The organism is Sphingomonas sp. (assembly GCF_051962185.1).
Lineage (GTDB): Bacteria > Pseudomonadota > Alphaproteobacteria > Sphingomonadales > Sphingomonadaceae > Sphingomonas.
In genome coordinates this window covers 1-25,252 of record NZ_JBQCCN010000183.1, presented here as the reverse complement: position 1 = coordinate 25,252, position 25,252 = coordinate 1, and the positions used below count along the sequence as shown (strand labels likewise).

The window sequence follows — 25,252 nt, the reverse complement described above, 5'->3', positions numbered from 1 at the left end:
GAAGGCGTGAAAGTGGCAGTCCCTGTCGCTCGTTCAAGAGGAGGACGCGATGGAGCGCATGTTCGAGATGATCGCGGGCAAGGTCGCGAGCTGGACCGGACGCCCGCCGGCCTTCATCCTGGCCGTAGCGGTGATCGTGGTATGGGGCGTGACCGGGCCGATCTTCCGATATTCGGACACTTGGCAGCTGATCATCAATACCGGCACCACAATCATCACCTTCCTGATGGTCTTCCTGATCCAGAACGCGCAGAATCGCGACGGATCGGCGATCCAGGCCAAGCTCGACGAGCTGATCCGCGCGATCGAAGGCCCGCGTGACGTCTTTGTGGGCATCGAGCATCTGTCGCAAAACGAGCTTGAGCAGATCAGGAAGAAACTGGAGGACGAATGCGGCGAAAGCGGCGTGAGCATCGACCACGCCGCCTTCAAGCGGCTAATCTCGCGATTGTGACGCGAGACCCCGCCCGGCCCGCGCGACTGACGCCTTATTGTCCGACCTATTGGACTGGGCGGCGGCCGGGTTCGAGGTGCTCGCGCTGGCGCCGACATTTGGGCACTGGCAAAATTGATGCACGCCTAGAGCCGTACGTACGGTAGCTTCCCGCCGACCGTCTTTCCGCTCCGTCACCCCGGCCTTGCGCCAGGGTCCGCCGAGCATCCAGCGATGCGGCTTGAGATTTCGTCCGTTCATTCGAAAAGACCGCGGCGCCAGAGCGTTACCTTTGCTCCGATATCGCTTTCGCCCCGCGACCATGATCTGCGGCACGGCAGATTCCGGCACGAGGCCGAGGTGACGATGTAGTGCCTATCTCCCGATGGACAAAAAAAGGGGCGCCCGCGATCCGCTCGCGGACGCCCCTTTTCGAACGTCTGGATTCTAAACGCTTACCAGATGTGAACGCGCTTTTCGGGCGGGAGATACAGCGCGTCGCCCGGCTTGATGTCGAACGCCTTGTACCAGGGGTCGAAGTTGCGGACGACGCCGTTGACGCGGAACATCGCCGGCGAATGCGGATCGCTCAGCAGCAACTGGCGCTGCAGGCCTTCGCGCAGCTTCGCCTGCCATGCCTGGGCGTAAGCGAGGAAGAAGCGCTGGTCGCCGGTCAGCCCGCCGATGACCGGCGCCTTGCCGTGCTTGGCCTGGTAGAGCTGGTAAGCGGCATAGGAGGCCTCGATCCCGCTGAGGTCGCCGATATTCTCGCCCAGCGTCAGCTTGCCGTTGACCTTGGTTCCTGGGATCGCCTCGTACGTGTCGTACTGCGCGGCGAGCGCGGCGGTATGCTCGCCATAGGCCTTTTTCGAGACGTCGCTCCACCAATTCTCGAACTTGCCGGTCGGGCCGAACTGGCTGCCCTGGTCGTCGAAACCATGGCCCATTTCGTGGCCGATGATCGCGCCGATCGCCCCGTAATTGACTGCCGGATCGGCATTCGGGTCGAAATAGGGCGGCTGCAGGATCGCCGCCGGGAAGGTGATCTGGTTGGCGAGCGGATTGTAATATGCGTTCACGGTCTGCGGCGTCATCCCCCACAGGGTGCGATCGACCGGCTTGGGGAAACGCTGCAGATCGAGCTGATGGTCGAATTCGGCCGAGCGCATCGCATTGCCGAGCAAGTCGCCACGCTCCACCTTGAGCGACGAATAATCGATATATTTCACCGGGTGGCCGATGCGCGGCTCGAACGCGGTCAGCTTGGCCAGCGCCGCTTTCTTCGTGGCATCGTCCATCCAGGTCGAGTTGCGGATCTTCTCGCCGTAAGCGGTCCGCAGATTCTCGATCAGCTCGGCCATCTTGGCCTGGCTCGAGGCGGGGAAATATTGCTCGACATAGAGCTTGCCCACCGCCTCGCCGAGCGCGCCGTTGGTCAGTTGGACGCCGCGCTTCCAGCGGTCGCGCTTCACCTTCACGCCCGACAGCGTCTTCGAATAGAAATTAAACTGCGCGTCGTCGAACGCCTTGGGCAGGAAGGCCGCGTGGCCGCTGACGAAATGGAAAGCGAGATAGTCCTTCCAGGTCTGGAGCGGGGTCGCGACCATGATCTTGCCCATCGCGGTCAGCGCGGTGTTGTTGGTCATCAACACCTTGTTCGCCGAGTCGAAGCCCGAAACCTTGAGCATCAGCGCCCAGTCCACGTCGGGGGCCTTGGCCTTTAGCCCGGCGAGATCCTCGGGATCGTTGAGCTTGGCAATGTCGCGATTCTGTTCGGGCGACCATTGCTCCTTGGCCATCGCCGTTTCGAGCGCGAAGATCCCGTCGGCCTTGGTGCTGGCATCGGGGATCCCCGCCAGCTCCAGCATCTGCTGGATATAGGCGCGATAAGCCTTGCGGAAGCCGTCGTATTTCTCGCCGGGCAACAGGTAGAAATCGCGCGTCATGCCCAGGCCACCCTGACCGACGGCCGCGACATAATGCGTCGGATCGGCGAGCGACGGGATCATCCCGACGCCGATCGGCGATTCGTAGCCGGTCGAGGCGAACAGGGTCTGGAGATCGGTCAGATTGTTCACCGCTGCGATCCTGTCGAGATACGGTTTGAGCGGCGCCGCCCCCTTCGCCTCGATTCCCGCTTCGTCCATCCAGCTCGCGTAGAAGTCGCCGACCTGCTTGCCGGTGGCGCCGTATTTGGCCGGGTTCGCGGCCATGTCGTCGAGAATCTTGCGGACGTTGGCTTCGGCCTCGTCGCTCAGAATGGCGCCATAGCCGACCGAGCCCTTGTCGTCGGGAATCTTGGTCCGCGCCGCCCAGGCGCCATTGGCGTAGGTCCAGAAATCGTCACCCGGCTTGACCGCCTTGTCCTGGGTCGTGAGGTCGATGCCGAACGCGCCGTAACGCGGCGCCGCCGTCATCTTGGCGACCGCCGGAATAGTCAACGCCAACGCCGCCGCGCCGAGCGCCAGCCGGCCCATAAGCTTCTTGTTCATTTACAGAAAACTCCCACCCTACGTGTATTACCGATCTATAGCGGCCGCCCGAATAGGGCGCAATCGACTTTGGGCAGGATTCCTGTCAGTCATGCGGCGTGATGAGACGCGATATCGGACGCAAGATTGGGACCCTGGCCGGCGTCGGATGGCGGCGGCAGGCGCTGGTCGTGGAGGCGTCGGCGAGCATGCTCGCCGCACGGCTCAAGTTGCTGCGGCCCTTTCCGCGCGTCGCACGCCGATTGGGCGAATTCGTGCCGCCGGCCGATCCCCGCGTCGCCGAGCGCGCCGCGGCGACGACGCCCGACCAGGCGGCGACCGCACGCGCGATCGGCTGGGCGGTCAAGGCGGCGGCGCCGTTCATGCCGTTCCGATCGGTCTGCCTGCAACAGGCGATGGCGGCGCAGATGATGCTCCGCCGCCGGGGTATCGCCAGCGTGATGCATTTCGGCGCCAGCCCCAACGACCAGCGTGCGATCGCCGGCCATGCCTGGCTCGACGCCGCGGGAGTCAAGGTGACCGGCTATCCGATCCCGCCGGAGATGGGAAAGATCGCCTGTTTCGTTTGAGGTGATGGCGGCATTGAGCGAACAGTCGGCCTGATCATTCGACCGCCATGCCGGGCTTGTCCCGGCATCCAACATGCAACAACGGCCGGATTCCGGTGTGGAAGCTTGGACCCCGGCACAAAGCCGGGTGACGACCGGGTGTTAGTCGAGCCGCTGGCGATAGAGATCGAACGTCTCCTCATCGAACGCCACGAGCAGGATGCGATCAAAGCGATCCGCCGCGGCCAGCGTCTCGCGCACCGCGATGTCGGCCGCCGCCGCGCGCGGATAGCCATAGACGCCGGTACTGATCGCGGGAAAGGCGATGGTATGGACGCCGATCCCTTCCGCGACCTTCAGGCTCTCGCGATAGCAACTCGCCAGCGTCTCCGCCTCGCCCTTCGCTCCGCCGTTCCAAACCGGCCCGACCGTGTGGATCACGTAGCGCGCCGGCAGGCGATAGCCCTTGGTCGACTTGGCCTGGCCGGGCTTGCAGCCATGCAGCATCCGACATTCGGCGAGCAGTTCCGGCCCTGCCGCGCGATGGATCGCACCGTCGACGCCGCCGCCCCCGAGCAGCGAGGAATTGGCGGCGTTGACGATCGCGTCCACGTCGAGCCTGGTGATGTCGCCGCGGAACGCCTCGACCGGCATCAGCCGACCCGGTTCTTCACCAGATCGTCGACCACGCTGGGATCGGCCAGGGTCGAAATATCGCCTAGGTTCGACACGTCGCCCTCGGCGATCTTGCGCAGGATGCGGCGCATGATCTTGCCCGAGCGCGTCTTGGGCAGGCCGGGCGCGAATTGCACCGCGTCGGGCGAGGCGATCGGGCCGATCTCGGTCCGCACCCATTGCACCAACTCCTTGCGCAGCTCCCCCGACGGCGTCTCGCCGGCGTTGAGCGTGACATAGGCGTAGATGCCCTGGCCCTTGATGTCGTGCGGGAAGCCGACCACCGCCGCTTCCGCCACCTTGGCGTGGAGCACCAGCGCGCTCTCGACCTCGGCGGTACCCATGCGGTGGCCGCTGACGTTGATCACGTCGTCGACGCGGCCGGTGATCCAGTAATAGCCGTCCTCGTCGCGGCGGCAGCCGTCGCCGGTGAAATATTTGCCGCGATAGGTGGTGAAATAGGTCTGGAAGAAGCGGTCGTGGTCGCCCCAGACGGTGCGCATCTGCCCCGGCCAGCTCCTGGCGATGACCAGATTGCCCTCGGTCGCGCCCGTCAGGACATTGCCGTCGGGATCGACGATCTGCGGGTCGATGCCGGGGAAAGGGAACGTCGCCGAGCCGGGCTTGAGATCGGTCGCCCCCGGCAACGGCGTGATCATGTGTCCGCCGGTTTCGGTCTGCCACCAGGTGTCGACGATCGGGCACCGCCCCTCGCCGACCACCTCATGGTACCAGCGCCACGCTTCGGGATTGATCGGTTCACCGACGCTGCCGAGCAATTTGAGCGACTGGCGGCTGGTCCGCGTGACGTATTCGTCGCCCTCGCGCATCAGCGCGCGCAGCGCGGTCGGCGCGGTGTAGAGCGTTTCGACCTGGTGGCGGTCGCATACTTGCCAGATACGGCTGGCGTCGGGCCAATTGGGCACGCCTTCGAACATCAGGCTGGTCCCGCCATTGGCGAGCGGGCCGTAGAGAATGTAGCTGTGCCCGGTGACCCAGCCGATATCGGCCGCGCACCAGTACACCTGGCCGGGGCGGTAATCGAAGGTCAGTTCGTGGCTGAGGCTGACCCACAACAGATAGCCGCCCGAGGTGTGCAGCACGCCCTTGGGCTTGCCGGTCGAGCCCGAGGTGTAGAGGATGAACAGCGGATCCTCGGCATTCATCGGCTCGGGCCGGCACTCGGCCGGGGCATCGGCGACAAGATCGTGGTACCAGAAATCGCCCTCGCCCATCGCGACGTCGCCGCCGGTCGCCTTGACCACGATGACCTTCTCGAGGCCCGGCGCGTGCTTGCGCGCGGCGTCGACATTGGCCTTCAAGGGGACTTTCTTGCCGCCGCGGCGGCCTTCGTCGGCGGTGATCACCAGGGTCGATCCGCAATCCTCGACGCGGCCGGCCAGCGCCTCGGGCGAGAAGCCGCCGAACACCACCGAATGAATCGCGCCGATCCGCGCGCAGGCGAGGATCGCCACCGCCGCCTCGGGGATCATCGGCATGTAGATGGTGACGCGATCACCCTTCTCGACGCCCTGGCCCTTCAGGGCATTGGCGAAGCGGCAGACGTCGCGTTGCAGCTCGCGATAGGTGATCCGGCGCGGCTCCTCGGCGGGATCGTCGGGCTCCCAGATCAGCGCGACGGTATCGCCCTTGGTCGCGAGATGGCGGTCGAGGCAATTGGCCGACACGTTGAGTACGCCGTCGGCGAACCAGTTGATGTGGAAATCGTCGCGCTCGAACGACCAGTCGCCGGCGATCTCGGGCCGCTTGATCCAGTCGAGCCGACGCGCCTGTTCGAGCCAGAAACTGCCGGGATCGGCGAGACTACGGCCATAGAGCTTCTCGTAACCCGCCCGGTTGACCCGCGCGCGCTTGGCCCAATCGCCGGGTACCGGATAGACGCTCTGCTCCGACATGCCGCTCTCCTTGTCGATCCCTATTGGCGGCAGCGATGCATGCTTGGCAAGCGCGTCGGTGCCGTGTCACGGTGTTCGACGAAAAGGGGCCCGAATGAGCAACGAAGCGAACGACCATCCGATGCATCACGGCGCGCCGGCGCATGCGCTGGAGCGGCTGGTGTTCTTTTCCGACGCGGTGTTCGCGATCTCGATCACGTTGCTGGTTATCGAGATCAAGGTGCCGGAGCTGCCGCGCGGCGCCTCGAACATCATCTATCTGCAGGGGCTGGCCGACCTGCTGCCGCATTTCATCGGCTTTCTGGTGTCGTTCTTCGTGATCGGCGCGCTTTGGAACGGCCACCACCGCGCGTTCGACTGTGCCAGGCACTGGTCGCCCAGACTGCTGATCCCGAATCTATGCGTGCTCTGCTCGGTCGCGGCGATGCCGTTCTTCACCGCGTTCGTCAGCGACTATTATGGCAGCCTCGTCCCGTCGGTCGCGTACTGCGCCTGGCTGCTGGTCTATGCGATCTGCAATTTGTGGAACAACAGCATGGCGGTATCGCCACCGGTCGCGGCGGACGATCTCGACCCCGAATATGCGGCGATGATACGGCGCCGCGGCTGGGCGGTCATCCTCGGTACCGCGACGGCACTGCTGTTCTGCTTCGTCAATCCGTGGTTGGGACAACCGATGCTCATCACCATGGCGCTATGGCGCAGGCTGCTCGAGTACCTTCACCGCCGCGGAACGCTGAAGACGGTGTGATCAACCCGGTGCTCCTGCGAAAGCAGGAGCCCGGGATAGTGAAATAGTGGACAACCCTGAGTTCCTGCTTTCGCAGGAACACGGGATCAGCCGAACCTCTGCCGCAATTCGAGCATCGCGAGCGCCGCCTTGGCCGCGCCGCCGCCCTTGTCGGCTTGCTCGGGATCGGCGCGATGGATCGCCTGGGCCTCATCCTCGGTGGTCAGGATGCCGTTTCCGATCGCGATGCCGTCCATCGTCAGCGCCATGATGCCGCGCGCGCTTTCGTTCGAGACGATCTCGAAATGATAGGTCTCGCCGCGGATCACCACGCCGATCGCGACATAGGCATCGTAACGCCCGGTCTCCGCCGCCAACGCCAGCGCGCCGGGGATTTCGAGCGCGCCGGGGACGGTCACCGTCTCGTGGGCGTGCCCCGCCTCCTCGATCGCGCGGCGCGCGCCGGCCAGCAGCATGTCGTTGAGATGGTCGTAGAACCGCGCCTCGACGATCAGGACCTTCGCCATCAATTGAGTCCTTCCAGGTCGATCGCGCGCTCGCCGACGATCGACAGGCCATAGCCGTCGAGCGCGACCAACGTGTGATGCGTGTTGGTCAAGAGCACCATGTCCTCGACCCCCAATTCGGTCAGGATCTGCGCGCCGACACCGTAATCGCGCAATTCGTCGGGCATCGGCCCGCCAGCCTTGCGCTGCAGGGCCTGGCTGAATCCGGCCGAGCCGGAGGGCGACAGCAGCACGACGACGCCCGATCCCGCCTCGCCGATGATCTCCATCGAGCGTTCGAGCAGGCCGCGGCGCTTGCCTTCCTCCCCGAACATGTCGGCGAAGACGTTCATCGCGTGCATGCGGACCAGGGTCGGCTTGTCGGGATCGATATGCCCCTTGATCAGCGCGATCTGCTCGGTGCCGGTCGCCTTGTTGTAATAGGTCCGCGCGGTCCACTCGCCGCCCCAGCGGCTGGTGAAGCGCGCCTCGGCGCGGCGCTCGACGAGATGGTCGTGCTGACGGCGATAGGCGATCAGGTCGCGGATCGTACCGATCTTGAGCTTGTGCTCCTGCGCGAACTCGATGAGGTCGTCCATCCGCGCCATCGTGCCGTCGTCCTTCATGACCTCGCAGATCACGCCCGACGGATTGAGCCCGGCGAGCCGCGCGACGTCGACCGCGGCCTCGGTATGGCCGGCGCGCACCAGCACGCCGCCGTCGCGCGCGATCAGCGGGAAGACATGACCGGGTGAGACGATGTCCGCCGGCCCCTTCGACGCGTCGATCGCCACCGCGACGGTGCGCGCGCGGTCGTGCGCCGAGATGCCGGTGGTAATTCCTTCGCGCGCCTCGATCGAGGCGGTGAAAGCGGTGCCATGGCGGGTGCCGTTGTTGCGCACCATCGGTTCGAGCTCGAGCTGCTTGATCCGCGCCTCGGTCAGCGTCAGGCAGATCAGCCCGCGGCCGAAGCGCGCCATGAAGTTGATGGCGTCGGGAGTCGCCATCTGCGCCGGGATGATCAGATCGCCTTCGTTCTCGCGATCCTCGTCGTCGACCAGAATGGTCATGCGGCCGTTGCGCGCTTCCTCGATGATCTCCTCGATCGGCACCAGCGCCGGGCGCTTCTCGCGGCGGTCGAGATACAATTCGAGCTTGCGCAACGTGTCGGCGGTCGGGTTCCATTCCGGCTCGTCGAGCATGCGCAGCGAATTGGCGTGGAGCCCGGCGGCGCGGGCAAGCCCCGAGCGGGAGATACCGCCCGCGGAAACAAGATCGCGAACGCGATCGATCAGCATAGTGCTCATGATCGACTCGATATCACATTGCAATGTGATGAGTCCAACCAAGAATCACATCGAAACGCTACTTTTCGATCAGCGACCGCATCCGGCTGAGGTAGCGTGCTAGCACGTCGATCTCGATATTGACCGCCTGGCCAACCTCCAATGCGCCAAGCGTCGTCACAGCCTGGGTGTGCGGGATCAGATTGACGGTGAAATCGGTGCCGTCGGGCCCGTCGCTCACATTGTTGACGGTCAGCGACACGCCATCGATCGTGATCGATCCCTTGGTGGCGACGTACGGCGCGAGATCGCGCCCGATGCGGAAGGCGATGGTCTTCGAGTCCCCCGCGGGTTCGACCCGCACCACTTCGGCGACTCCGTCGACATGCCCGGTGACGATATGCCCGCCGAGCTCGTCGCCCAATTTCATCGCGCGTTCGAGGTTGAGTTTGCGCCCCTCGCTCCATTGCCCTTGCGCGGTGCGCGACACGGTCTCGCCCGAAATGTCGACGGTGAACCAGCCCGGCCCCTTGTCGACCACGGTCAGGCACACGCCCGAGCAGGAGATCGACGCGCCGAGATCGACCTGGCCGGTGTCGTAGGCGGTCTCGACCACCGCGCGCAGATCGCCGCGATGCTCGATGCTGCGGATCGATCCGACGTCGGTGATGATGCCCGTGAACATCGCTAAATTCCCAAGATGCGCGAGCCCTCAGCGGGTCCGTTCGTAGATTTCGAGCCGATCGATGCCCAACATCCGCGCATCGTGCAACCGCCAGCGACCATGCGCCGCCGCGAGATGCGCAAGGCCGATCTCGCCGAGCGCCGGCCGGCCGCCACCGATCAGGATCGGCGCGCGGTACAGCAAGAGCCTATCGACCAGATCCACGGCGAGGAAGGCAGAGGCGGCACCGGCGCCGCCCTCGACCAGGACCTGGTCGACTTGCTCGATCCCGGCGATCGCGGCGGGCGTCTCGACCCAGTCCCATTGTTCGTGATCGCCACGGTGTCGCGTCAGCAGCAGGCGGCGCGGGCTATGCTGTTCGAGCCCGCCAAGCCGGACATCGAGCCGCGGCGCATCGGCTTCCGCGGTCCCGCGCCCGACCAGGATCGCTTCGTGCCGCGCGCGTTCGAGATGCGCATGCGCGCGCGCCGCGTCGCCGGTGATCCATTTCGATTCGCCGTCGGCGCGCGCGATGCAGCCGTCGAGCGAGGTGGCGAGCTTGAGCGTGACGTGTGGGCGGCCGAAGGCGCGGCGCGTCAGGAAACCGGCCATCGAGCGCCGCGCCTCATCGGCCATCACGCCTTCGGTCACCGCGATGCCGGCGGCGCGCAACCGCGCATTGCCCTGGCCGTCGGTCCGCGGATCGGGATCGCCGAGCGCGACCACCACTTGCGCGATGCCCGCGGCGATCAGCAGGTCGCTGCAGGCCGGGCCGCGCGGCGATTGATGCGCGCAGGGTTCGAGCGTGACGTAGACGGTCGCGCCGCGCGCAGCTTCGTCTGCCGCATCGAGCGCCATCGCCTCGGCATGCGGCCGCCCGCCCGGCTGCGTCCAGCCGCGCCCGACGACCCGGCCGTCGCGCACGATAACGCAGCCGACATTGGGATTGGGGGCGGTCCGCCCACGCCCACGCTCGGCGAGCGCCAGCGCGACCCCCATGAAGCGCTGATCCACGCTTTTCTGGTTCAGCATGGTTGAACCGGCGGCGGCGCCAGCGACGCTGACCAAGATTCTACAGCCAAGGCGACACTTTGTCGTTCAGGCGCTTGAACGCGGCCTGGTTTTCGTCGTCGAGCTTCTTCTGCTTGGCGGCGAGCGCATCCTTCTTCGCCTGGTCGATCTTCTGCTGGGCAATGATCTCGGCATCGGTGCGGTCGGCGCGCCACGACTGGACGTAGATGATCGTCGGCCGCTGCCACTCGCGCTCGACGGTCGAACCGGCGGCGAAGCCCCCGACGATCAGGATGCACGCCATCAGCGAACCGAACAGGAACAGGATCTCGTACTTCTGGCGCGTGCCGAGATAGCGGCGCAGATCGAGCAACGCGCGAAACGGATTGAAGCGACCCAGGAACCTTCCCATGCCGCCAAGATAGGCGCGGGACGGCGAACAGGCCAGCCCCGCGCCCGTAACGGTCATTCGTTGAGCTCGAAACGGAGGCTCATGACCTTCCATTGCTCGAACGGCACGCCGTCCTTGGTCGCCGGCTTGAACCGCCATTTGCCCAACGCCTGGCGCTGCGCCGCGGCGAAGAAGGCGTCGGACGCGGCCGAGACCTTCTCGACCTGCTTCACTCGGCCGTCGGTGCCGATCAGCACGCGCAGCACCACGCGACCGCCATTGCCGGCGCGCTGTTCCTCGGGCGGATAAGGCGGCTGGAGATAGCGGGAATATTGCGGATCGACGAAGGCATCGACCATCACCGGCTTAGGGGTCGCCACCGGCTTGACCGGCGCGGGATCAAGCGCCTTGCCGATTTCGCCGCCGGCAGGAGGCGGCGGGGGCGTCCACGTCAGGTCGAGCGGCGGCCCTTTGTCGACCGGCGGCGGCTGCACCGGCGGCACGTAGACCCTTTCGTTCTGCGGCGCCGGGGCCTTGGGATGCGGCTTGGGATCGGGCGGCGGCGGCTTGCGCTCCGGCGTCACGACGTAAGTATCCAGGGTCGTCGGCTTCTCGATCGCATTGCGGATCTGCAGTCCCAACGCCAGTCCCACGACGGGCAGGGCGGTCATCGCCAGCGCGAGCGTCAGGCTGCCGGGCTTGACGGTCGGCCCCGAGCCATAGCGGTCGGCATAAGTCGCCATATCGTCTCTCCTTTCACGGTCTGGAATGCCGCGACTCGGAGATGATACAACATCACCTTACAGGATACAAGATATCATCGATTAGCTCGGCGCGAGCCGTTCCAATGCACGATCGCGGCCGATCAGTGGGAGCAGGGCGGCCATGTCGGGCCCATGGTCGAGTCCGGTCAGCGCGCGGCGCAGCGGCAGGAACAGCGGCTTGCCCTTTCGCCCGGTCTCCTCCTTGAGCGCGCCGGTCAGCGCGTGCCAGGGATCGCCCGCCCAGTCGATCGCCCCCGCGACGCGATGCGCCGTCGCCAGGAAATCGCGATCCTCCGGATCGATCGCCGCCTCGACCGGTCCCTCGATCACGTGCCACCAGTCGGCGGCGCCGGCGATCGTCGTCAGATTGGGCCGGATCGCTTCCCACGCCGCCTGGTCCATGCCTGCAGGCAGGCGATCGGCCACCGTCGCAAAAGCGAGCTGGTGGATGATCCGCGCGTTGACTTGGGCAAGCTCGGCCTCGTCGAACCGCGCCGGCGCTCGGCCGAAGCGCGAAAAATCGAACGCGGCGATCAGCGGCGCGGGATTGGCGAACGGCTCGACCGGATCGCTGGTGCCGATCCGCGCGAGCAAAGCGACGATCGCCTGGGGCTCGATCCCTTCGTCGCGGAAATGCTCGACGCCGAGCGAGCCGAGCCGCTTGGAAAGCTTGCCCTCGGCGCCGGTCAGCAACGCCGCATGCGCGAAGATCGGGATTTCGGCGCCCAGAGCGGCGAACATCTGGAGCTGGAGCGCCGTGTTCGAGACGTGATCCTCGCCGCGCACGACATGGCTGATGCCGTGGTCGATATCGTCGATCACCGAGGGCAACATGTAGAGCCACGATCCGTCGGCGCGGCGGATGACCGGGTCGCTCATCGTCGCGGCGTCGAAATGCTGGGGCCCGCGGATCAGATCGTGCCATTCGATCGCACCGGGATCGAGCTTGAAGCGCCAATGCGGGCGCACGCCCCCCGCTTCCAGTTTCGCGCGATCGGCCTCAGTCAGGGCGAGCGCGGCACGGTCGTAGATCGGCGGCAGGCCGCGGCCGAGCAGCACCTTGCGCCGCAGCTCGAGTTCCTGCTGGCTCTCATAGGCGGGGTAGATCCGCCCCGCCGCCCGCAATTCCTCGAAACGAAGTTCGTAGAGCGCGGTCCGCTGCGACTGGCGCACTTCGGCGTCCGGTCTCAACCCCAGCCAGGCGAGATCGGCACGGATCGAGTCGACGAAGCGCTCCTCGCTGCGCTCGACGTCGGTGTCGTCGATCCGCAGCACGAACGTCCCGCCGGTCGAGCGCGCGAACAGCCAATTGAGGATCGCGGTGCGGATATTGCCGATATGGAGCTTGCCGGTCGGGCTCGGCGCGAAACGGGTGACGGTCATCGGCGCGACTTAGGCCGAGTGGCGGTGAGCGGCAATCCGCCCCCCCTCCCCGCAACGCCAAACGGGCGACCTTCCGGCCGCCCGCCCAGGGAGCATGCATAAGCTGCGTCGGCTGGACGAGGGGGGATGTAGTGACCCAGCCGACGCCCATCATCAACGCCTGCCTAACCTTATCCGTTGCCCGAAATCGTCCTAATCTCGCTCAGTTCCACGCTACCGCCCTGCCGGGCTTGTCCCGGCATCCACCGTGCCGCACACCCATCGGCCGTTGGTCTGCGGCCAGTGTGGATGCTGGGACAAGCCCGGGGTGACGCGAGGTGAAGCGGATCGGCATAATTCCAGTTGCGCCCTTTGTGGCGTGGTTGTGGGTGCGAAAATGTGAGGCTTACCTTCCGACTTCCCTCATAAACCCTGTCGAAACCCCGCCATCCGCTCGACCGCGGCGTCGAGCGTCGCGTCGCTCTTGGCGAAGCACAGGCGCACGACGTCGGTCACCGGATCCTCGGCATAGAAAGCCGATACCGGGATCGACGCTACTCCGGCTTCGTCGAGCAGCCGGTTGCAGAAGGTGACATCGTCGAACGCGATGCCCGAGGCGGTGAGGTCGATCGAGAGGAAATAGGTCGCCGCCGACGGCAAAGTGGCATAGCCCGCCGCGCACAGCCCTGCCGCCAGCCGGTCGCGCGAGCGCTGGAAGGCGGCGCGTTCGGCGTTGAACCACGCCTTGTCCTTGCCCAGACCGTAGGTCGCTCCCCATTGCAGATTGGGCGGGGTGGTGAAGGTCAGGAATTGATGCGCCTTGGCGAGGCCCCGGGCGAGGTCGGGCGCCGCGCACATCCATCCGACCTTCCAGCCGGTCAACGCGAACATCTTGCCCGCCGAGCCGATCTTGACCGTGCGGTCGCGCATCCCGGGCTCGGCCATCAGCGGCCGATGGCGCGCGCCGTCGAACACCAATGCCTCCCACACTTCGTCGCAGATCGCGATCAGGTCGCGCTCGATACAGAAGCGCGCGATCTTCGCCAGCTCGTCGGCATCGGTCATCGAGGCCGACGGGTTGAGCGGGCTGTTGAGCACCAGCAGCCGCGCTTTCGGCGACCACGCCGCCTCGAGCATCTCGGCAGTGATACGCCAGTCGGGCGGGCTTAGCCGCGCCAGCTTCGCGACGCCGCCGGCGCGTTCGACCAACGGAAGATACGCATCGTAGAGCGGCTGGAACAGGATCACTTCGTCGCCGGGCGAGACGAGCGCGAGCAGCGCGGCGGCGATCGCCTCGGTCGCGCCCGATGTCACCACCACTTCGTCGGGCGACAGGTCGAGCCCCTGATGCGCAGCGTAATGCGCGGCGACCGCCTGGCGCAGCTCGGGCAGGCCGATCATCGGCGGATATTGATTCGATTTCTCGGTGAGCGCGCGCGCCGCGGCGGCGAGAATATCCGCCGGGCCCTGCGCCTCGGGAAAGCCCTGACCAAGGTTGATCGCGCCGCTTGCCCGCGCTCGCGCCGACATCGCCTCGAAGATCGTGGTGCCCATCCGGGAATAGATCGGGTTCATATCCCGTCTTTAGCCGCGAGGCTCGCCGGAGCAAAAGCGCGACAGGTCTGTTCATGTAGCGTACAGCTTTCCGGGCACTCACCGGGTGTCTTCCGCTTCGAAAGGGCCTTACCCTTGGCCGGTCACGTCTATCTCAACGCCATCGGCACCGCGGTGCCCGACCATGAGGCGCATCAGGCGTTCATCGGCTGGGCCCAACCCAAGATCGCCGACCCGCGGCTGGCGAAATTGTTCGGCCGGATGGTCGGGCGCTCGGGGATCGAGCATCGCTGGACCGTGCTGCCGCGCGCCGACGACGGCGGGTCGCCGATCGGGCCGGGCGGGTTCTACGAAGGCGGCTTCATGCCCGGCACCGATGCCCGGATGCGCGTCTATGCCGGCGCCGCGCCCACGCTCAGCCTGGCAGCCATCGACCGGCTGGCCGAACAGGTCGAGGTCGATCGCATCACCCATCTGGTGATCGCCAGCTGCACCGGCTTCGTCGCGCCGGGGGTCGACCAGATCGTCGCGCGCCGGCTTGGGCTGGCGCCATCGGTCGAGCGGCTGCTGGTCGGCTTCATGGGCTGCTACGCCGCGGTCGCGGCACTGAGGAGCGCGCGGCATATCGTGCGATCGGAGCCCCGGGCGCGCGTGCTGGTGGTGTGCGTCGAATTGTGCTCGCTCCATCTGCAGGACACCGACCAGGTCGAGAAATTGCTCGCGATGCTCCAGTTCGGCGACGGCGCCGGCGCCGCTCTGGTCACCGGCGAGGCGAGCGGATTCGAGCTCGAGGCGCCGTTCGCCACCACCCTGCCCGAGTCGGACCGGCTGATCCGGTGGGACATCACCGACAAGGGGTTCGAGATGCACCTGTCGGGCGAAGTGCCGCAGCGCATCGCCCAAGGCCTGGCGGATCCCGATTTCGCCGCCGCCGCGCTCGGCGGGCGCGAACCCGAGGCGATCGACGGCTGGGCGGTCCATGCCGGCGGGCGCTCGATCCTCGATGCGGTGGAGAGCGCCTATCACCTGCCGCAAGGCGCGCTCTGGGCGTCGCGCGAAGTGCTGCACGATTACGGCAACATGTCCTCGGCGACGCTGATGTTCGCGCTCGGCAAGATGCTCAAGGGGCCGCGCATCGACCAGGGCATCGCGCTGGCGTTCGGGCCCGGATTGGCCGCCGAGGGATTCGGGTTCCGGAGCGCGGCGTGACGCTCGCCCAGCGCGCCATCGCCGACGAGTTGATGGACGCCGACGATCTCGACGCCGCGACCTACGCCGCGGTGGTCGGCGATCTCGCCAAGGTCAACGTCGTGACGATGGCGGCACGGCCGACGCTGTCGTTCCTCGATCGCGCGCTTCAACGGCGCAAGGCGTTCAAATTGCTCGATGTCGGCTTCGGCGACGGCGACATGCTGCGCCGGATCGCGCGCTGGGCGGCGAAACGCGGCATCGACGCCGAACTGGTCGGGGTCGACCTCAATCCGCGCAGCGAGCAAGCCGCGCGACAGCACAGCCCGCCCGACCTGCCGATCCGCTGGATCACCGGCGACTATGCCGATCTCGGCGGTCAAGGCTGGGACATGGTCATCTCCAGCCTGGTCGCGCATCATATGACGCACGACCAGCTCGTCGCTTTCCTGCGCTTCATGGAGCAAGAGGCGCGGATGGGCTGGCTGGTCAACGATCTTCACCGCCACGGTTTCGCGCATTGGGGATTCCCGATCCTCGCGCGCACGTTCGGCTGGCACCGCATCGTGCGGCTCGACGGCACCTTGTCGATCGCGCGCTCCTATCGCCCGGCCGAATGGCCGCCGATCCTGAGCGAAGCGGGGATCACCCAAGCGCGCATCTATCGCGCCTTCCCGTTCCGGCTGTGCGCCGAACGCCTGCGCTGATCGTCGGCGGCGGGCCGGCGGGCGCGGTCGCGGCGCTGCAACTGGCGCGCGCCGGTGCCCCGCACCTGCTGGTCGAGCGCAATGCCGAGACCGGCGATGCCTTGTGCGGCGGGTTCCTGAGCTGGCGGACGCTCGAGGCGCTCGATCGGCTCGGCGTGCCGCGCGACGCGCTCAATCGCGACGCCATCCGCCGGCTGCGATTGGTCGCCGGAGGGCGCACGGCCGAAGCTACGCTGCCGCGCCCCGCGCTCGCGGTATCGCGCCGCCGCCTCGACAGCTTACTGCTCGATCATGCCATGGCTGCGGGCGCGGCGGTCGATCGCGGCGCCGCCGTCCGCGCCGCCGAGGACGGCGTGGTCCGGCTGGCCGACGATGGCGAGATCGCGCCCGACGCCTTGTTCCTCGCCACCGGCAAGCACGATTTGCGCGGCCTGGTGCGCGGCGCCGAGCGCGGCGACGACCCGACCCTGGGCCTGCGCATCCGGCTCGGGCCGAGCGCCGCGCTCGATCGCCTGATCGGCGACACGATCGAGCTCCACCTGTTCGACCGTGGCTATGCCGGGCTCGCGCGGCAGGAGGACGGAACGGTCAACCTGTGCATGGCGGTGCATCGCTCGCGGCTGAGCGACGCGGGATCGCCCGATACCTTGCTTGCCGCGCTCGGCGCCGAATCGCCGCGGCTCGGCGAGCGGCTGGCGCATCGCGCGAGCGGGGCGGCGATCGATGCCGTCGCCAACGTCCCTTACGGCTGGCGCGCGACCCTGGGCAAGTCGGGGCTGTTCCGGCTCGGCGACCAGGCGGCGTGCATCCCCAGCCTGGCCGGCGAAGGCATGGGCATCGCGATCGAAAGCGGCGCGCGCGCGGCCGCCGCCTATCTGCGGTATGGGCCGGACGGCGCCGACGACTATCAGCGGACCCTGGCGCGCGATCTGTCGATGCCCTTCGCCATCGCCGATCGCATCCGCGCGGCCGCCGAACGCCCCGCCTGGGCACATGCGCTGGTCGCGGCGGTGCGCCTGGCGCCCGCGCTCGCCGGAATCGCCGCGCGGCTAACCCGGATCAGCCACAAGCCGCTTGACGGGTGATCGGACCGTAACGATCTTTACGGGCATGGAACATCTCTCGCTGTCTGAGTCCGAATGGCGCAAGCGCCTGACCCCCGAACAATATCACGTGCTGCGCGAAGCGGGGACCGAGCGTGCCTTCGCCGGGATCTACAACGACAACAAGGCCGACGGCATCTATGCCTGCGCGGCCTGCGCGCTCGATCTGTTCGACAGCGCCGACAAATATGATTCGGGGTCGGGCTGGCCGAGCTTCACCCAGCCGATCGCCGAGGATCACGTCACCAATCACACCGACACCAGCCACGGCATGACGCGGACCGAAACCCGCTGCGCGCGCTGCGACAGCCATCTCGGCCACGTCTTCCCCGACGGCCCGCCGCCGACCGGCCTGCGCTATTGCATGAACTCGATCAGCCTCGATTTCCGCCCGCGCGAGGGTTGATCGTTCAAGCTTCGCTTGTCGATGGCCGGTTAACCCTTTAAGCCCCCGCCAATACCGATGGCCAAGGCGTCCAAAATTGTCCCCCGATGGCGCCGCTGGCTCGTGCTGGGCCTGCGCATCTCTGGCGTCGCCGCGCTGCTCGGCATCATCGCGCTGGTCGTCACCGTCTATGTGACCGAATCGAAGCTGCCGAGCTTCGACGAACTCAAATCCTCGCCCAACGGCCAGATGATCCGCGTCCTCGCCGACGACGGCACGCCGATCGTCAGCCTGGGACCGAGCTATGGCGAGTGGATCCCCTACGATCAGATCCCGCAAGTGATGAAGGATGCGATGGTCGCGGTCGAGGACCGACGCTTTCGCAGTCACATCGGCGTCGACCCGATCGGCGTCGTGCGATCGTTCGAGGTGCGCCTGCGCGAAGGTCATTGGGCGCAGGGCGGCTCGACCATCACCCAGCAGCTGGCGCGCAACATCTTCCTGTCCTCGGCCAAGAAGTTCGGCCGCAAGGCGCGCGAGATGGTCCTGGCGGTGGCACTCGAGCGCAAGTTCACCAAGGACCAGGTGCTCGAACTCTATCTGAACAAGGTCTATTTCGGCGGCGGCTGCTACGGCATAGATGCCGCCAGCCGCAAGTTCTTCGGCCATGGCGCCAATCAGCTGACCTTGGGCGAAGCGGCGATCATCGCCGGCCTGGTCAAGGCGCCGTCGCATTATTCGCCGACCGCCGACGCCCAGGCCGCGGTCGACCGCGCCGGCGTGGTGATCGGGCTGATGAAGGAAACCGGCAAGATCACCGCCGCCGAGGCCGCGTCGGTCGATCCCAAGACGGTCAAGCTGGCGCCCGAGCCCAACCAGAACAGCGTGCGCTATTTCACCGACTGGGCGCTTCCCCAGCTCGAGAACCTGATCGATGAGCCGACTCGTCCGCTCGAAGTGTGGACGACGATCGACATCAAGATGCAGAAAGCGGCCGACGCGGCCATCGCCGGCTATGCTCCCGGCAATGCCCAGGGGGCGTTGATCAGTCTCGATCGCGACGGCGCGGTGCGCGCGATGGTCGGCGGCAAGGACTACGTCACCTCCAATTACAATCGCGGGGTGACGGCGCTGCGTCAGCCGGGGTCGTCGTTCAAATTGTTCGTCTATCTGGCCGCGCTCGAAGCCGGCCACCGGCCGAGCGACCGCGTGGTCGACGAGCCGATCACGATCAACGGCTGGAGCCCGCGCAACTCGTCGGGGCGTAACGCCGGCGAAATGGATATCCGCACCGCCTTCGCTTATTCGGTGAATACGATCGCGGCGAAAATCGGCCAGGAGGTCGGTTTCTCGACCGTGGCCGACATGGCGCGGCGTTTCGGCATCTCGACGCCGATCTCGGTGGTGCCGTCGATGGTGCTGGGATCGAACGACGTCCATCTGATCGACATGACTCGTGCCTTCGCCAGCGTCGCCAACAAGGGCGTCGCGGTCACGCCTTACGGGATCACCAAGGTGACCTCGATGGGCGAGACGATCTACCAGCATGAAGTCGATCGCAGCCATGTGCTGGTCGCGCCTTATGTCGCGGCCGAGATGACGGATCTGCTGCAGACCGCGGTCGCCACCGGCACCGGCCGCGCGGCGCAGATCGGGCGCCCGGTCGCGGGCAAGACCGGCACCACCAGTTCGAACAAGGACGGCTGGTTCCTCGGCTTCTCCTCCGGCCTCACCACCGGGGTATGGATGGGCCGCGACGACGCCAAGACGGTGCCGGGCCTGCAGGGCGGCACCGCGCCGGCGCGCGCCTTCGCCGCGTTCATGAAGGTCGCGACCGCCGGCCGCCCGGTCGAGAATTTCGACACCCAGGTGACCTTGCCCGAGTGGCAGCTCGACAACGAGACCGACTTCGGCCAGCCCGACAACGGCCTGTTCGTCGATCCCGACGGCAACCCGATCCCGCCCGACCAGATCGCGCCCGACGACCAGGGTTATGGCGGTGGCGACGCCGGCAATCCGCCGCAATCGGAAAACGACCCGCCCCAGACCGCGCCCGACGCGAGCGACGACGGCGCGCGGCCCGGCGAGCGACTCGACCGCAAATGGATCGACCGCATGACCGGCAGCTCTGGCGGCGATCCCAACCGGCCCAAGCGCGTCGTGCCGAACAGCTCAGCGCCGGCCGACCGCCCGCGCGAAATTCAGCAGCAGCCCCGCCCGACCCAGTGAAGCGCCGCGCCGTGGCGGCGCAGCCAGGCTCGCGCCGGCGCGGGATCGGCCCCGAGCAGTTCGCGGTATGCGGCGTGGAAGGCCGGCGAATGATCCATGTGGAGCCGGTGCGCTACCTCGTGCGCGACGGTCGAGCGCCGGACGTGCGGCGGCGCGCAGATCAGCCGCCAGCTGTAACGGATGACGCCGGTCGACGCGCAGCTCCCCCAGCGGCCCTTGGGATCGCCGATCGCGACGCGGCTGATGGTGACGCCGGCCCTGGTGGCGAATTCGGCGGTTTCTTCGGTCAGCACCGCGAGCGCGCGGCGTTTGAGCCAAGTCTCGATGCGTCTCGGCAACCCCTCCAATGGTCCACCGCAGACCAACCTTCCGCCACCCGGGCCTTGTGCCGGGGTCCACTGCGCCTCCGAGCCTGGGATTTGCGGCCCCGTGGATGCCGGCACGAGGCCGGCATGACGGTGGAGGGTTACCGTCCGCGACCGCTCCAGCGACCAGTCGATGATGACGTCCTCGCCTTCTACCGGGATCAACGCCCCCGGCGCGAAAGGCCGCCCCGCGGGCAGTTTCGCACGTTGCGTGTCGATCCAGCCGCGATGTTCGTTGGCCCAGGCCATCGCCTGTTTGAGCGAGGCGCGCGGCGGAATGGTCAGCCGAACGCGGCCGCTGGCCGGATCGACCGACAATCGCATCCGTCGCGCACGGGCGTGACGCACGACGTCGAGATCGGCGGTCACAGCTTGCGATCGACCAGGTGGAATTCGAGCTCGCCGGCGTCGTCCTCGCTGACCGTCCAGCCGCGCGTCGATTCTCCGGCGCGATGCACCGCCTCACGATCGCCGCACACGAGATAATGCCAGTCGGGCAGTTGTTCGCCATTGGCGCGCAGGCGATAGGCGCAGGTCGTAGGCAGCCAATCGGTAGTGAAGACGTTCTTGACCGTCAGCCGCACGCAATCGGGCACGAAGGCGCGGCGGTTGCGGTAATCCTTGCACTGGCCCGAGCGGCGGTCGAGCATCCGGCACGCGACATTGGTGGGGTAGAGCTCGCCGGTCTCGTCGTCCTCGAGCTTGTGGATGCAGCATTTGCCGCAGCCGTCGCACAACGCTTCCCACTGGCCGCGATCGAGTTCGGCCAGCGTCTTGGTTTCCCAGAAACGATCGGTCATTGAGGGCGGGCCCTGACCCAACGCTTGATCTCGTCGGCGGTGGCATCGGCGCCCTGATCGGTCGGCAGCAAGGCCAACGGCTTGCCGGCACCGTCCATCAGATAGGCAGCGTTGGAATGTTCCATCAGATAGCCGCCGTTGGGCGTGGTCTTGCCCTTGGAGGCGAAGACGCCGAACTCGGTCTCGACCTTGGCGATCGCCGCCGGGCTGCCGGTCAGCCCGACGAAGCGCGGGTAGAAGGCCGAGACGAATTGCTTGAGCACCGCGGGCGTGTCGCGCTCGGGATCGACCGTGACGAATACCGGCACCACCTTCGCCGACAGCGCGGGATCGCTCTTGTCGAGCTTGCGCATCGCCGCGCCGATCGTCTGCGCGGTGGTCGGGCAGACGTCGGGGCAATAGGTATAGCCGAAATACATGATGCGATATTTGCCGGCCAAGGCGCCGTCGCCGAACGGCTTGCCGTCCTGATCGGTCAGCTGGAACGGGCCGCCGATCTTCGCGCCGGCGAGCGGCGCGTCGGTGGGGGCGGCATTCGAGCAGGCGGTGAGGCCGAGCAGCAACGCGATCGGGAAAAGACGCAGGTTCATTGCAGCGCCAGCCTTGATCTTTTACCGGCGGCTACGCAAGTTTCATCCCGACTTTCCCGCAGGGCAGAGCATCATGATCGCACGTCTTTCCCACATCGCGCTGGCCGGCGCGCTGGCCGTGACCGCGCTTCCCGCCGCGGCGCAACTCGCCAGCGGCTCGCCGAGCTATCAATTCCTCGACGCGGTCAAGAACGCCAAGGGCAGTGACGTCGAGTCGATCCTGGCCAAGCCGGGATCGCGGATCATCGACACGCAGGACCCGTCGACCGGCGAAGGCGCGTTGCACATCGTCGCCCGCCGCGACGATTCGAAATATCTGTCCTATTTGCTGGCCAAGGGCGCCAATCCCAACATCAAGAACCGGCAGGGCGACACGCCGCTGCTGGTCGCGATCGATCGCGGCTATGACGACCTGATCCCCATCCTGATCAAGTACAAGGCCAACCCCAATCTGGCCGGTGACGGCGGGCAGACGCCGCTGATCAAGGCGGTGCTGCGCCGCGACGAGCAGATGGTGCGCGACCTGATCGAAGGCGGCGCCGATCCCGACAAGCGAGATTACATGGCCGGCAAATCGGCCCGCGACTATGCCAATGCCGATACGCGCAACCCGACGATGATCAAGCTGTTCGCCGACCTGCCGACGGGGCCCAAGCGCGGGGTGTCGGGGCCGACGCTGCGCTGAGCCTGCGCGGCCGACCGTGGCCCGCGCTCAGGCCGGCTGGCTGCCGGGCAGTTTCTTGAACAGGGCGCGGTCCTCCGGCCGGAACCCCCATTTCCACAGCACGAACAGATAGCTGACCATGATCGCCGGCACGCCGGCCGACAGTTCGAGCCATTCGAAATGTTTGGGCAAGGTCGTGAACGCGACCCCGACCAACGTCGCGACCAGCCCCGCCCCGACCAGCGACCAGCGCCAGCCGGCGACCCGCGCCTTCAGCAAATGGCCGAGGAAGTTGGACTTGATCACCGATCCCACGGTCAGCGCGATCAGCAAGGCGATGGCGACGCCGGCACCTTGCACCGAATCGCGATCGCCGAACCGCGCCAGCACGCTGTGCTTCCAGTCGAACGAGCGCATCGCTACGACCAGGCCGAAGCTGAGCGCGATCTGCAACAACAGCACGCCGATCGAGATCATCAGATTGCGGTGTCGCGCGATATAGACCAGCGCCGATTCGCACACTGCCCCGGTTGAGGCGAACACTTCCGCCCACAGCAGGAAGGCGAGCGCGGCGGTGCCGGCGACGAACTGCCGCCCGACGAGGCCCATCACCCCTTCGCCCGGAATCGAGCCCATCAACGCCAGGCACATCTGCAGCGCCATGATCCAGAAGCCGACCTGGCGGACCTGGTCGGCGATCGCCGCCTTGTCGTCGCGCGCCAGGCTGGTGGCGATGACCGGGCCCAGGATCGGGTCGAAGCTGGTCTTCAGTTTCTGCGGGATCGAGGCGATCTGCTGCGCCATGTAATAGATGCCGACGATCGCCGGCGGGAACAGCAGGCCGAGAATGAAGCGATCGACGTTGCGCGTCGCCCATTCGATCGCGTCGGCGCCCGCGAGCGGCGCATTGCGCCGGGCGAGCGTGGCGACACTGGCGACTTGCGGCGTCCAGCCGTGCGGCAGGCCGTAGCTGCGGATCAGCGGCACCAGCGAGGCGCCCATCGCGGCGACCATCGACAGCATATAGGCGAGTACCAGCCCATTGCGCGCATCGATGAAATAGAAGGCCAGGGCGGCGATCGAGATCGTCCAGGGCTCGATCACCGCACGCGCTGTGACGCTCGCCTTGATGTTGTGGCGGAACGCGAGCGCCGACAACGCCACGTCGGACCAGGCGCTGGCGACGATGATACAGGGCAGCAGCCGCTCGATCGGCGTGATGTCGCCATGCGGGTACATTACCTCGGGCAAGGCGATCAGCACCGCGCCGGCGATGGTCGAGGCGAGCATCGCCACCGCCATCCCGTCCCACACGACATGCGGATGCGGGCGATCGGTATTGGCCAGCGCCTGGGCGAGCCCGCGCTTCAGCCCCAACGTGGCGATCAGCGCGGCGAGCTCGACCACCACGACCGCGAGCGCGAACCGCCCGACCGCATCGGGCCCATAGAGCCGTCCCGCGACGAACAGGAACGGGATGCGCGCGGCGAGCCGCAGGATGAACCCGGTGATGTTGGTCCGCCCGCCCTTGGCGAGCGCGGCGAGATCCTCGTCGGCCGCGGTGGGCGGGACGACCGGCGGCGAGGCGGCCGCGTCAGTCGACACGCGCCATTCCCCCGATCGTGCGTCCGGCGAGCGCGGGACGATTCAATGCGCGGCGCCCCAGCTGGGGCCGGTACCGATCTCGACCACGAGCGGCACCGACAGCCGCACCGCCGGCTCCGACGCGGTCGACATGACGTGCTGGATCACCGGCTTGGCCGCCTCGACCTCTGCTTCGGGCACTTCGAACACCAGTTCGTCATGGACCTGGAGCAGCATCTTGGTACCGGTGAGGCCTGCTTTCTCCAGCGCGGGGCCCATTCGCGCCATCGCGCGCTTGATGATGTCGGCGCTGGTGCCCTGGATCGGCGCGTTGATCGCGGCGCGCTCGGCGCCCTGACGGACGTGCTGGATCGGCGCGCGGATCTGCGGGAAATGCGTCTTCCGGCCGAACAATGTCTCGGTGTGGCCCTTCTGCCGCACATGCTCGAGCGTCTCGGTGATATAGGCCGAGATACCCGGGAAACGGTCGAAATAGCGCGAGATCATCGCCTGCGCCTCATCCGCGTCGATCTCCAGCCGGCTGGCCAGGCCCCAGCGCGAAATGCCGTAGAGGATCGCGAAATTGATCGTCTTGGCGCGTCCGCGGGTGTCGCGGTTGACCTCTCCGAACAATTCGTTGGCGGTCGCGGCGTGAATGTCCTCGCCGCGCAGGAACGCGTCGCGCAAGGGCGGCACGTCGGCCATGTGCGCCGCCAGCCGAAGCTCGATCTGCGAATAGTCGGCGGCCAGGATGACGTTGCCCGGCTCCGCGACGAAGGCGTCGCGGATCTGGCGCCCGATCTCGGTGCGGATCGGGATGTTCTGGAGGTTGGGGTCGGTCGAGGCCAGCCGCCCGGTCTGCGCCCCGGTCAGCGAATAGCTGGTATGGACGCGCCCGGTGTCGCGATCGATCTGCTGTTGCAGCGCGTCGGTATAGGTCGATTTGAGCTTCGACAGCTGACGCCAGTCGAGCACCAGGCCGGCGATCGCGACGCCCTCGGCCTTCATCTTCTCGAGTACCGTGACGTCGGTCGAATAAGCGCCGGACTTGCCCTTCTTGCCGCCCTTCAGCCCCATCTTGTCGAACAGGATCGCGCCCAATTGCTGGGTCGACCCGATCTGGAACGGCTGCCCGGCCTCGGCCTGGATCTCTTCCTCCAGCCGCGCCATTTCCTGCGCGAACTGGCTCGACAGGCGCGAAAGCTGGTCGCGATCGACCTTGATCCCGGCGCGTTCCATGCCGGCGACGACCGGGATGATCGGGCGGTCGACCATCTCGTAGACGCGCGTCGCGCCTTCGTGCGC

At 66.9% G+C, this 25,252-nt stretch carries 25 protein-coding genes; 9 read left to right on the top strand and 16 right to left on the bottom strand.

The features are described 5' to 3' along the window. Positions 1-49: 49 nt before the first annotated feature. Positions 50-454 carry a low affinity iron permease family protein gene (locus tag ACTHJR_RS11380; protein WP_440523300.1) on the top strand — a complete coding sequence of 135 codons (405 nt, stop codon included), beginning with the start codon at positions 50-52 and terminating at the stop codon, positions 452-454. A gap of 434 nt (positions 455-888) precedes the next feature. On the opposite strand, the gene ACTHJR_RS11375 is transcribed toward ACTHJR_RS11380, so the two are convergent. Then, entirely contained in the window at positions 889-2,925 is a 2,037-nt protein-coding gene (locus tag ACTHJR_RS11375; protein ID WP_440523299.1) for a M13 family metallopeptidase, read from the bottom strand. A gap of 101 nt (positions 2,926-3,026) precedes the next feature. Between ACTHJR_RS11375 and ACTHJR_RS11370 the strand changes: the two genes are divergently transcribed. Next, on the top strand, positions 3,027-3,494 hold the full coding sequence (locus ACTHJR_RS11370) for a lasso peptide biosynthesis B2 protein (RefSeq protein WP_440523297.1): 468 nt from the start codon (positions 3,027-3,029) through the stop codon (positions 3,492-3,494). Between the two features lie 141 nt (positions 3,495-3,635). On the opposite strand, the gene ACTHJR_RS11365 is transcribed toward ACTHJR_RS11370, so the two are convergent. Together ACTHJR_RS11365 and acs are read right to left on the bottom strand one after the other, a co-directional pair. Then, a complete protein-coding gene (locus ACTHJR_RS11365; protein ID WP_440523296.1) occupies positions 3,636-4,127 on the bottom strand; it encodes an O-acetyl-ADP-ribose deacetylase in 492 nt (163 codons plus the stop codon). Then, positions 4,127-6,064, bottom strand: coding sequence for an acetate--CoA ligase (gene acs, locus ACTHJR_RS11360; RefSeq protein WP_440523295.1), 1,938 nt, complete (start codon positions 6,062-6,064; stop codon positions 4,127-4,129). Before acs ends, ACTHJR_RS11365 begins: the two co-directional genes overlap by 1 nt. A gap of 94 nt (positions 6,065-6,158) precedes the next feature. On the opposite strand from acs, the gene ACTHJR_RS11355 reads away from it, so the two are divergent. Beyond that, the gene (locus tag ACTHJR_RS11355) at positions 6,159-6,815 is read left to right on the top strand and encodes a TMEM175 family protein (protein ID WP_440523294.1); all 657 of its coding nucleotides are present in this window, start codon (positions 6,159-6,161) and stop codon (positions 6,813-6,815) included. Positions 6,816-6,901: 86 nt separating this feature from the next. Here the strand turns inward: ACTHJR_RS11355 and ribH are convergent, their stop codons facing one another. From ribH to ACTHJR_RS11315, 8 genes are all read right to left on the bottom strand, one after another. Further along, on the bottom strand, positions 6,902-7,321 hold the full coding sequence (ribH, locus tag ACTHJR_RS11350; protein ID WP_440523293.1) for a 6,7-dimethyl-8-ribityllumazine synthase: 420 nt from the start codon (positions 7,319-7,321) through the stop codon (positions 6,902-6,904). Next, the gene (gene ribB / locus ACTHJR_RS11345) at positions 7,321-8,607 is read right to left on the bottom strand and encodes a 3,4-dihydroxy-2-butanone-4-phosphate synthase (protein WP_440523292.1); all 1,287 of its coding nucleotides are present in this window, start codon (positions 8,605-8,607) and stop codon (positions 7,321-7,323) included. Before ribB ends, ribH begins: the two co-directional genes overlap by 1 nt. A gap of 58 nt (positions 8,608-8,665) precedes the next feature. Continuing rightward, a complete protein-coding gene (locus ACTHJR_RS11340; protein WP_440523291.1) occupies positions 8,666-9,271 on the bottom strand; it encodes a riboflavin synthase in 606 nt (201 codons plus the stop codon). Between the two features lie 27 nt (positions 9,272-9,298). Next, a complete protein-coding gene (ribD, locus tag ACTHJR_RS11335; protein ID WP_440523302.1) occupies positions 9,299-10,249 on the bottom strand; it encodes a bifunctional diaminohydroxyphosphoribosylaminopyrimidine deaminase/5-amino-6-(5-phosphoribosylamino)uracil reductase RibD in 951 nt (316 codons plus the stop codon). Between the two features lie 73 nt (positions 10,250-10,322). Further along, on the bottom strand, positions 10,323-10,730 hold the full coding sequence (locus tag ACTHJR_RS11330; protein ID WP_440523290.1) for a hypothetical protein: 408 nt from the start codon (positions 10,728-10,730) through the stop codon (positions 10,323-10,325). Beyond that, positions 10,727-11,395 (bottom strand): energy transducer TonB, encoded by a 669-nt coding sequence (locus ACTHJR_RS11325; protein ID WP_440523289.1) that lies wholly within the window; start codon positions 11,393-11,395, stop codon positions 10,727-10,729. Before ACTHJR_RS11325 ends, ACTHJR_RS11330 begins: the two co-directional genes overlap by 4 nt. Before the next feature lie 81 nt (positions 11,396-11,476). Next, on the bottom strand, positions 11,477-12,799 hold the full coding sequence (gltX, locus tag ACTHJR_RS11320) for a glutamate--tRNA ligase (protein WP_440523288.1): 1,323 nt from the start codon (positions 12,797-12,799) through the stop codon (positions 11,477-11,479). A 402-nt stretch (positions 12,800-13,201) separates the two neighbouring features. Then, on the bottom strand, positions 13,202-14,353 hold the full coding sequence (locus tag ACTHJR_RS11315; protein ID WP_440523287.1) for an aminotransferase: 1,152 nt from the start codon (positions 14,351-14,353) through the stop codon (positions 13,202-13,204). A 114-nt stretch (positions 14,354-14,467) separates the two neighbouring features. Between ACTHJR_RS11315 and ACTHJR_RS11310 the strand changes: the two genes are divergently transcribed. From ACTHJR_RS11310 to ACTHJR_RS11290, 5 genes are read left to right on the top strand one after another with little or no spacing between them, the layout of a single operon-like run. After that, positions 14,468-15,541, top strand: a complete 1,074-nt coding sequence (locus tag ACTHJR_RS11310) for a type III polyketide synthase (RefSeq protein WP_440523286.1) — start codon at positions 14,468-14,470, stop codon at positions 15,539-15,541. Beyond that, on the top strand, positions 15,538-16,227 hold the full coding sequence (locus tag ACTHJR_RS11305) for a methyltransferase domain-containing protein (RefSeq protein ID WP_440523285.1): 690 nt from the start codon (positions 15,538-15,540) through the stop codon (positions 16,225-16,227). The genes ACTHJR_RS11310 and ACTHJR_RS11305 overlap by 4 nt, the downstream gene beginning before the upstream one ends. Continuing rightward, positions 16,206-17,312 carry an NAD(P)/FAD-dependent oxidoreductase gene (locus ACTHJR_RS11300; protein WP_440523284.1) on the top strand — a complete coding sequence of 369 codons (1,107 nt, stop codon included), beginning with the start codon at positions 16,206-16,208 and terminating at the stop codon, positions 17,310-17,312. Before ACTHJR_RS11305 ends, ACTHJR_RS11300 begins: the two co-directional genes overlap by 22 nt. Before the next feature lie 25 nt (positions 17,313-17,337). Further along, positions 17,338-17,736 (top strand): peptide-methionine (R)-S-oxide reductase MsrB, encoded by a 399-nt coding sequence (gene msrB, locus ACTHJR_RS11295; protein ID WP_440523283.1) that lies wholly within the window; start codon positions 17,338-17,340, stop codon positions 17,734-17,736. 57 nt (positions 17,737-17,793) lie between these two features. Beyond that, the gene (locus ACTHJR_RS11290) at positions 17,794-19,944 is read left to right on the top strand and encodes a transglycosylase domain-containing protein (RefSeq protein WP_440523282.1); all 2,151 of its coding nucleotides are present in this window, start codon (positions 17,794-17,796) and stop codon (positions 19,942-19,944) included. Here ACTHJR_RS11290 and ACTHJR_RS11285 read toward each other — a convergent pair. The 3 genes from ACTHJR_RS11285 to ACTHJR_RS11275 are packed head-to-tail and all read right to left on the bottom strand — an operon-like array spanning position 19,917 to position 21,699. Further along, on the bottom strand, positions 19,917-20,678 hold the full coding sequence (locus tag ACTHJR_RS11285) for a M48 family metallopeptidase (protein WP_440523280.1): 762 nt from the start codon (positions 20,676-20,678) through the stop codon (positions 19,917-19,919). The genes ACTHJR_RS11290 and ACTHJR_RS11285 overlap by 28 nt on opposite strands. After that, positions 20,675-21,109, bottom strand: coding sequence for a YcgN family cysteine cluster protein (locus ACTHJR_RS11280; protein WP_440523279.1), 435 nt, complete (start codon positions 21,107-21,109; stop codon positions 20,675-20,677). The genes ACTHJR_RS11285 and ACTHJR_RS11280 overlap by 4 nt, the downstream gene beginning before the upstream one ends. Continuing rightward, positions 21,106-21,699 carry an SCO family protein gene (locus tag ACTHJR_RS11275; RefSeq protein WP_440523278.1) on the bottom strand — a complete coding sequence of 198 codons (594 nt, stop codon included), beginning with the start codon at positions 21,697-21,699 and terminating at the stop codon, positions 21,106-21,108. The genes ACTHJR_RS11280 and ACTHJR_RS11275 overlap by 4 nt, the downstream gene beginning before the upstream one ends. A 73-nt stretch (positions 21,700-21,772) precedes the next feature. On the opposite strand from ACTHJR_RS11275, the gene ACTHJR_RS11270 reads away from it, so the two are divergent. Beyond that, positions 21,773-22,384, top strand: a complete 612-nt coding sequence (locus ACTHJR_RS11270) for an ankyrin repeat domain-containing protein (RefSeq protein ID WP_440523277.1) — start codon at positions 21,773-21,775, stop codon at positions 22,382-22,384. A gap of 27 nt (positions 22,385-22,411) precedes the next feature. Here the strand turns inward: ACTHJR_RS11270 and ACTHJR_RS11265 are convergent, their stop codons facing one another. Together ACTHJR_RS11265 and ACTHJR_RS11260 are read right to left on the bottom strand one after the other, a co-directional pair. Continuing rightward, the gene (locus ACTHJR_RS11265; RefSeq protein WP_440523276.1) at positions 22,412-23,968 is read right to left on the bottom strand and encodes a lipopolysaccharide biosynthesis protein; all 1,557 of its coding nucleotides are present in this window, start codon (positions 23,966-23,968) and stop codon (positions 22,412-22,414) included. A 42-nt stretch (positions 23,969-24,010) separates the two neighbouring features. Then, on the bottom strand, positions 24,011-25,252 hold a 1,242-nt coding region (locus tag ACTHJR_RS11260; RefSeq protein ID WP_440523275.1), incomplete at its 5' end, for a DNA polymerase.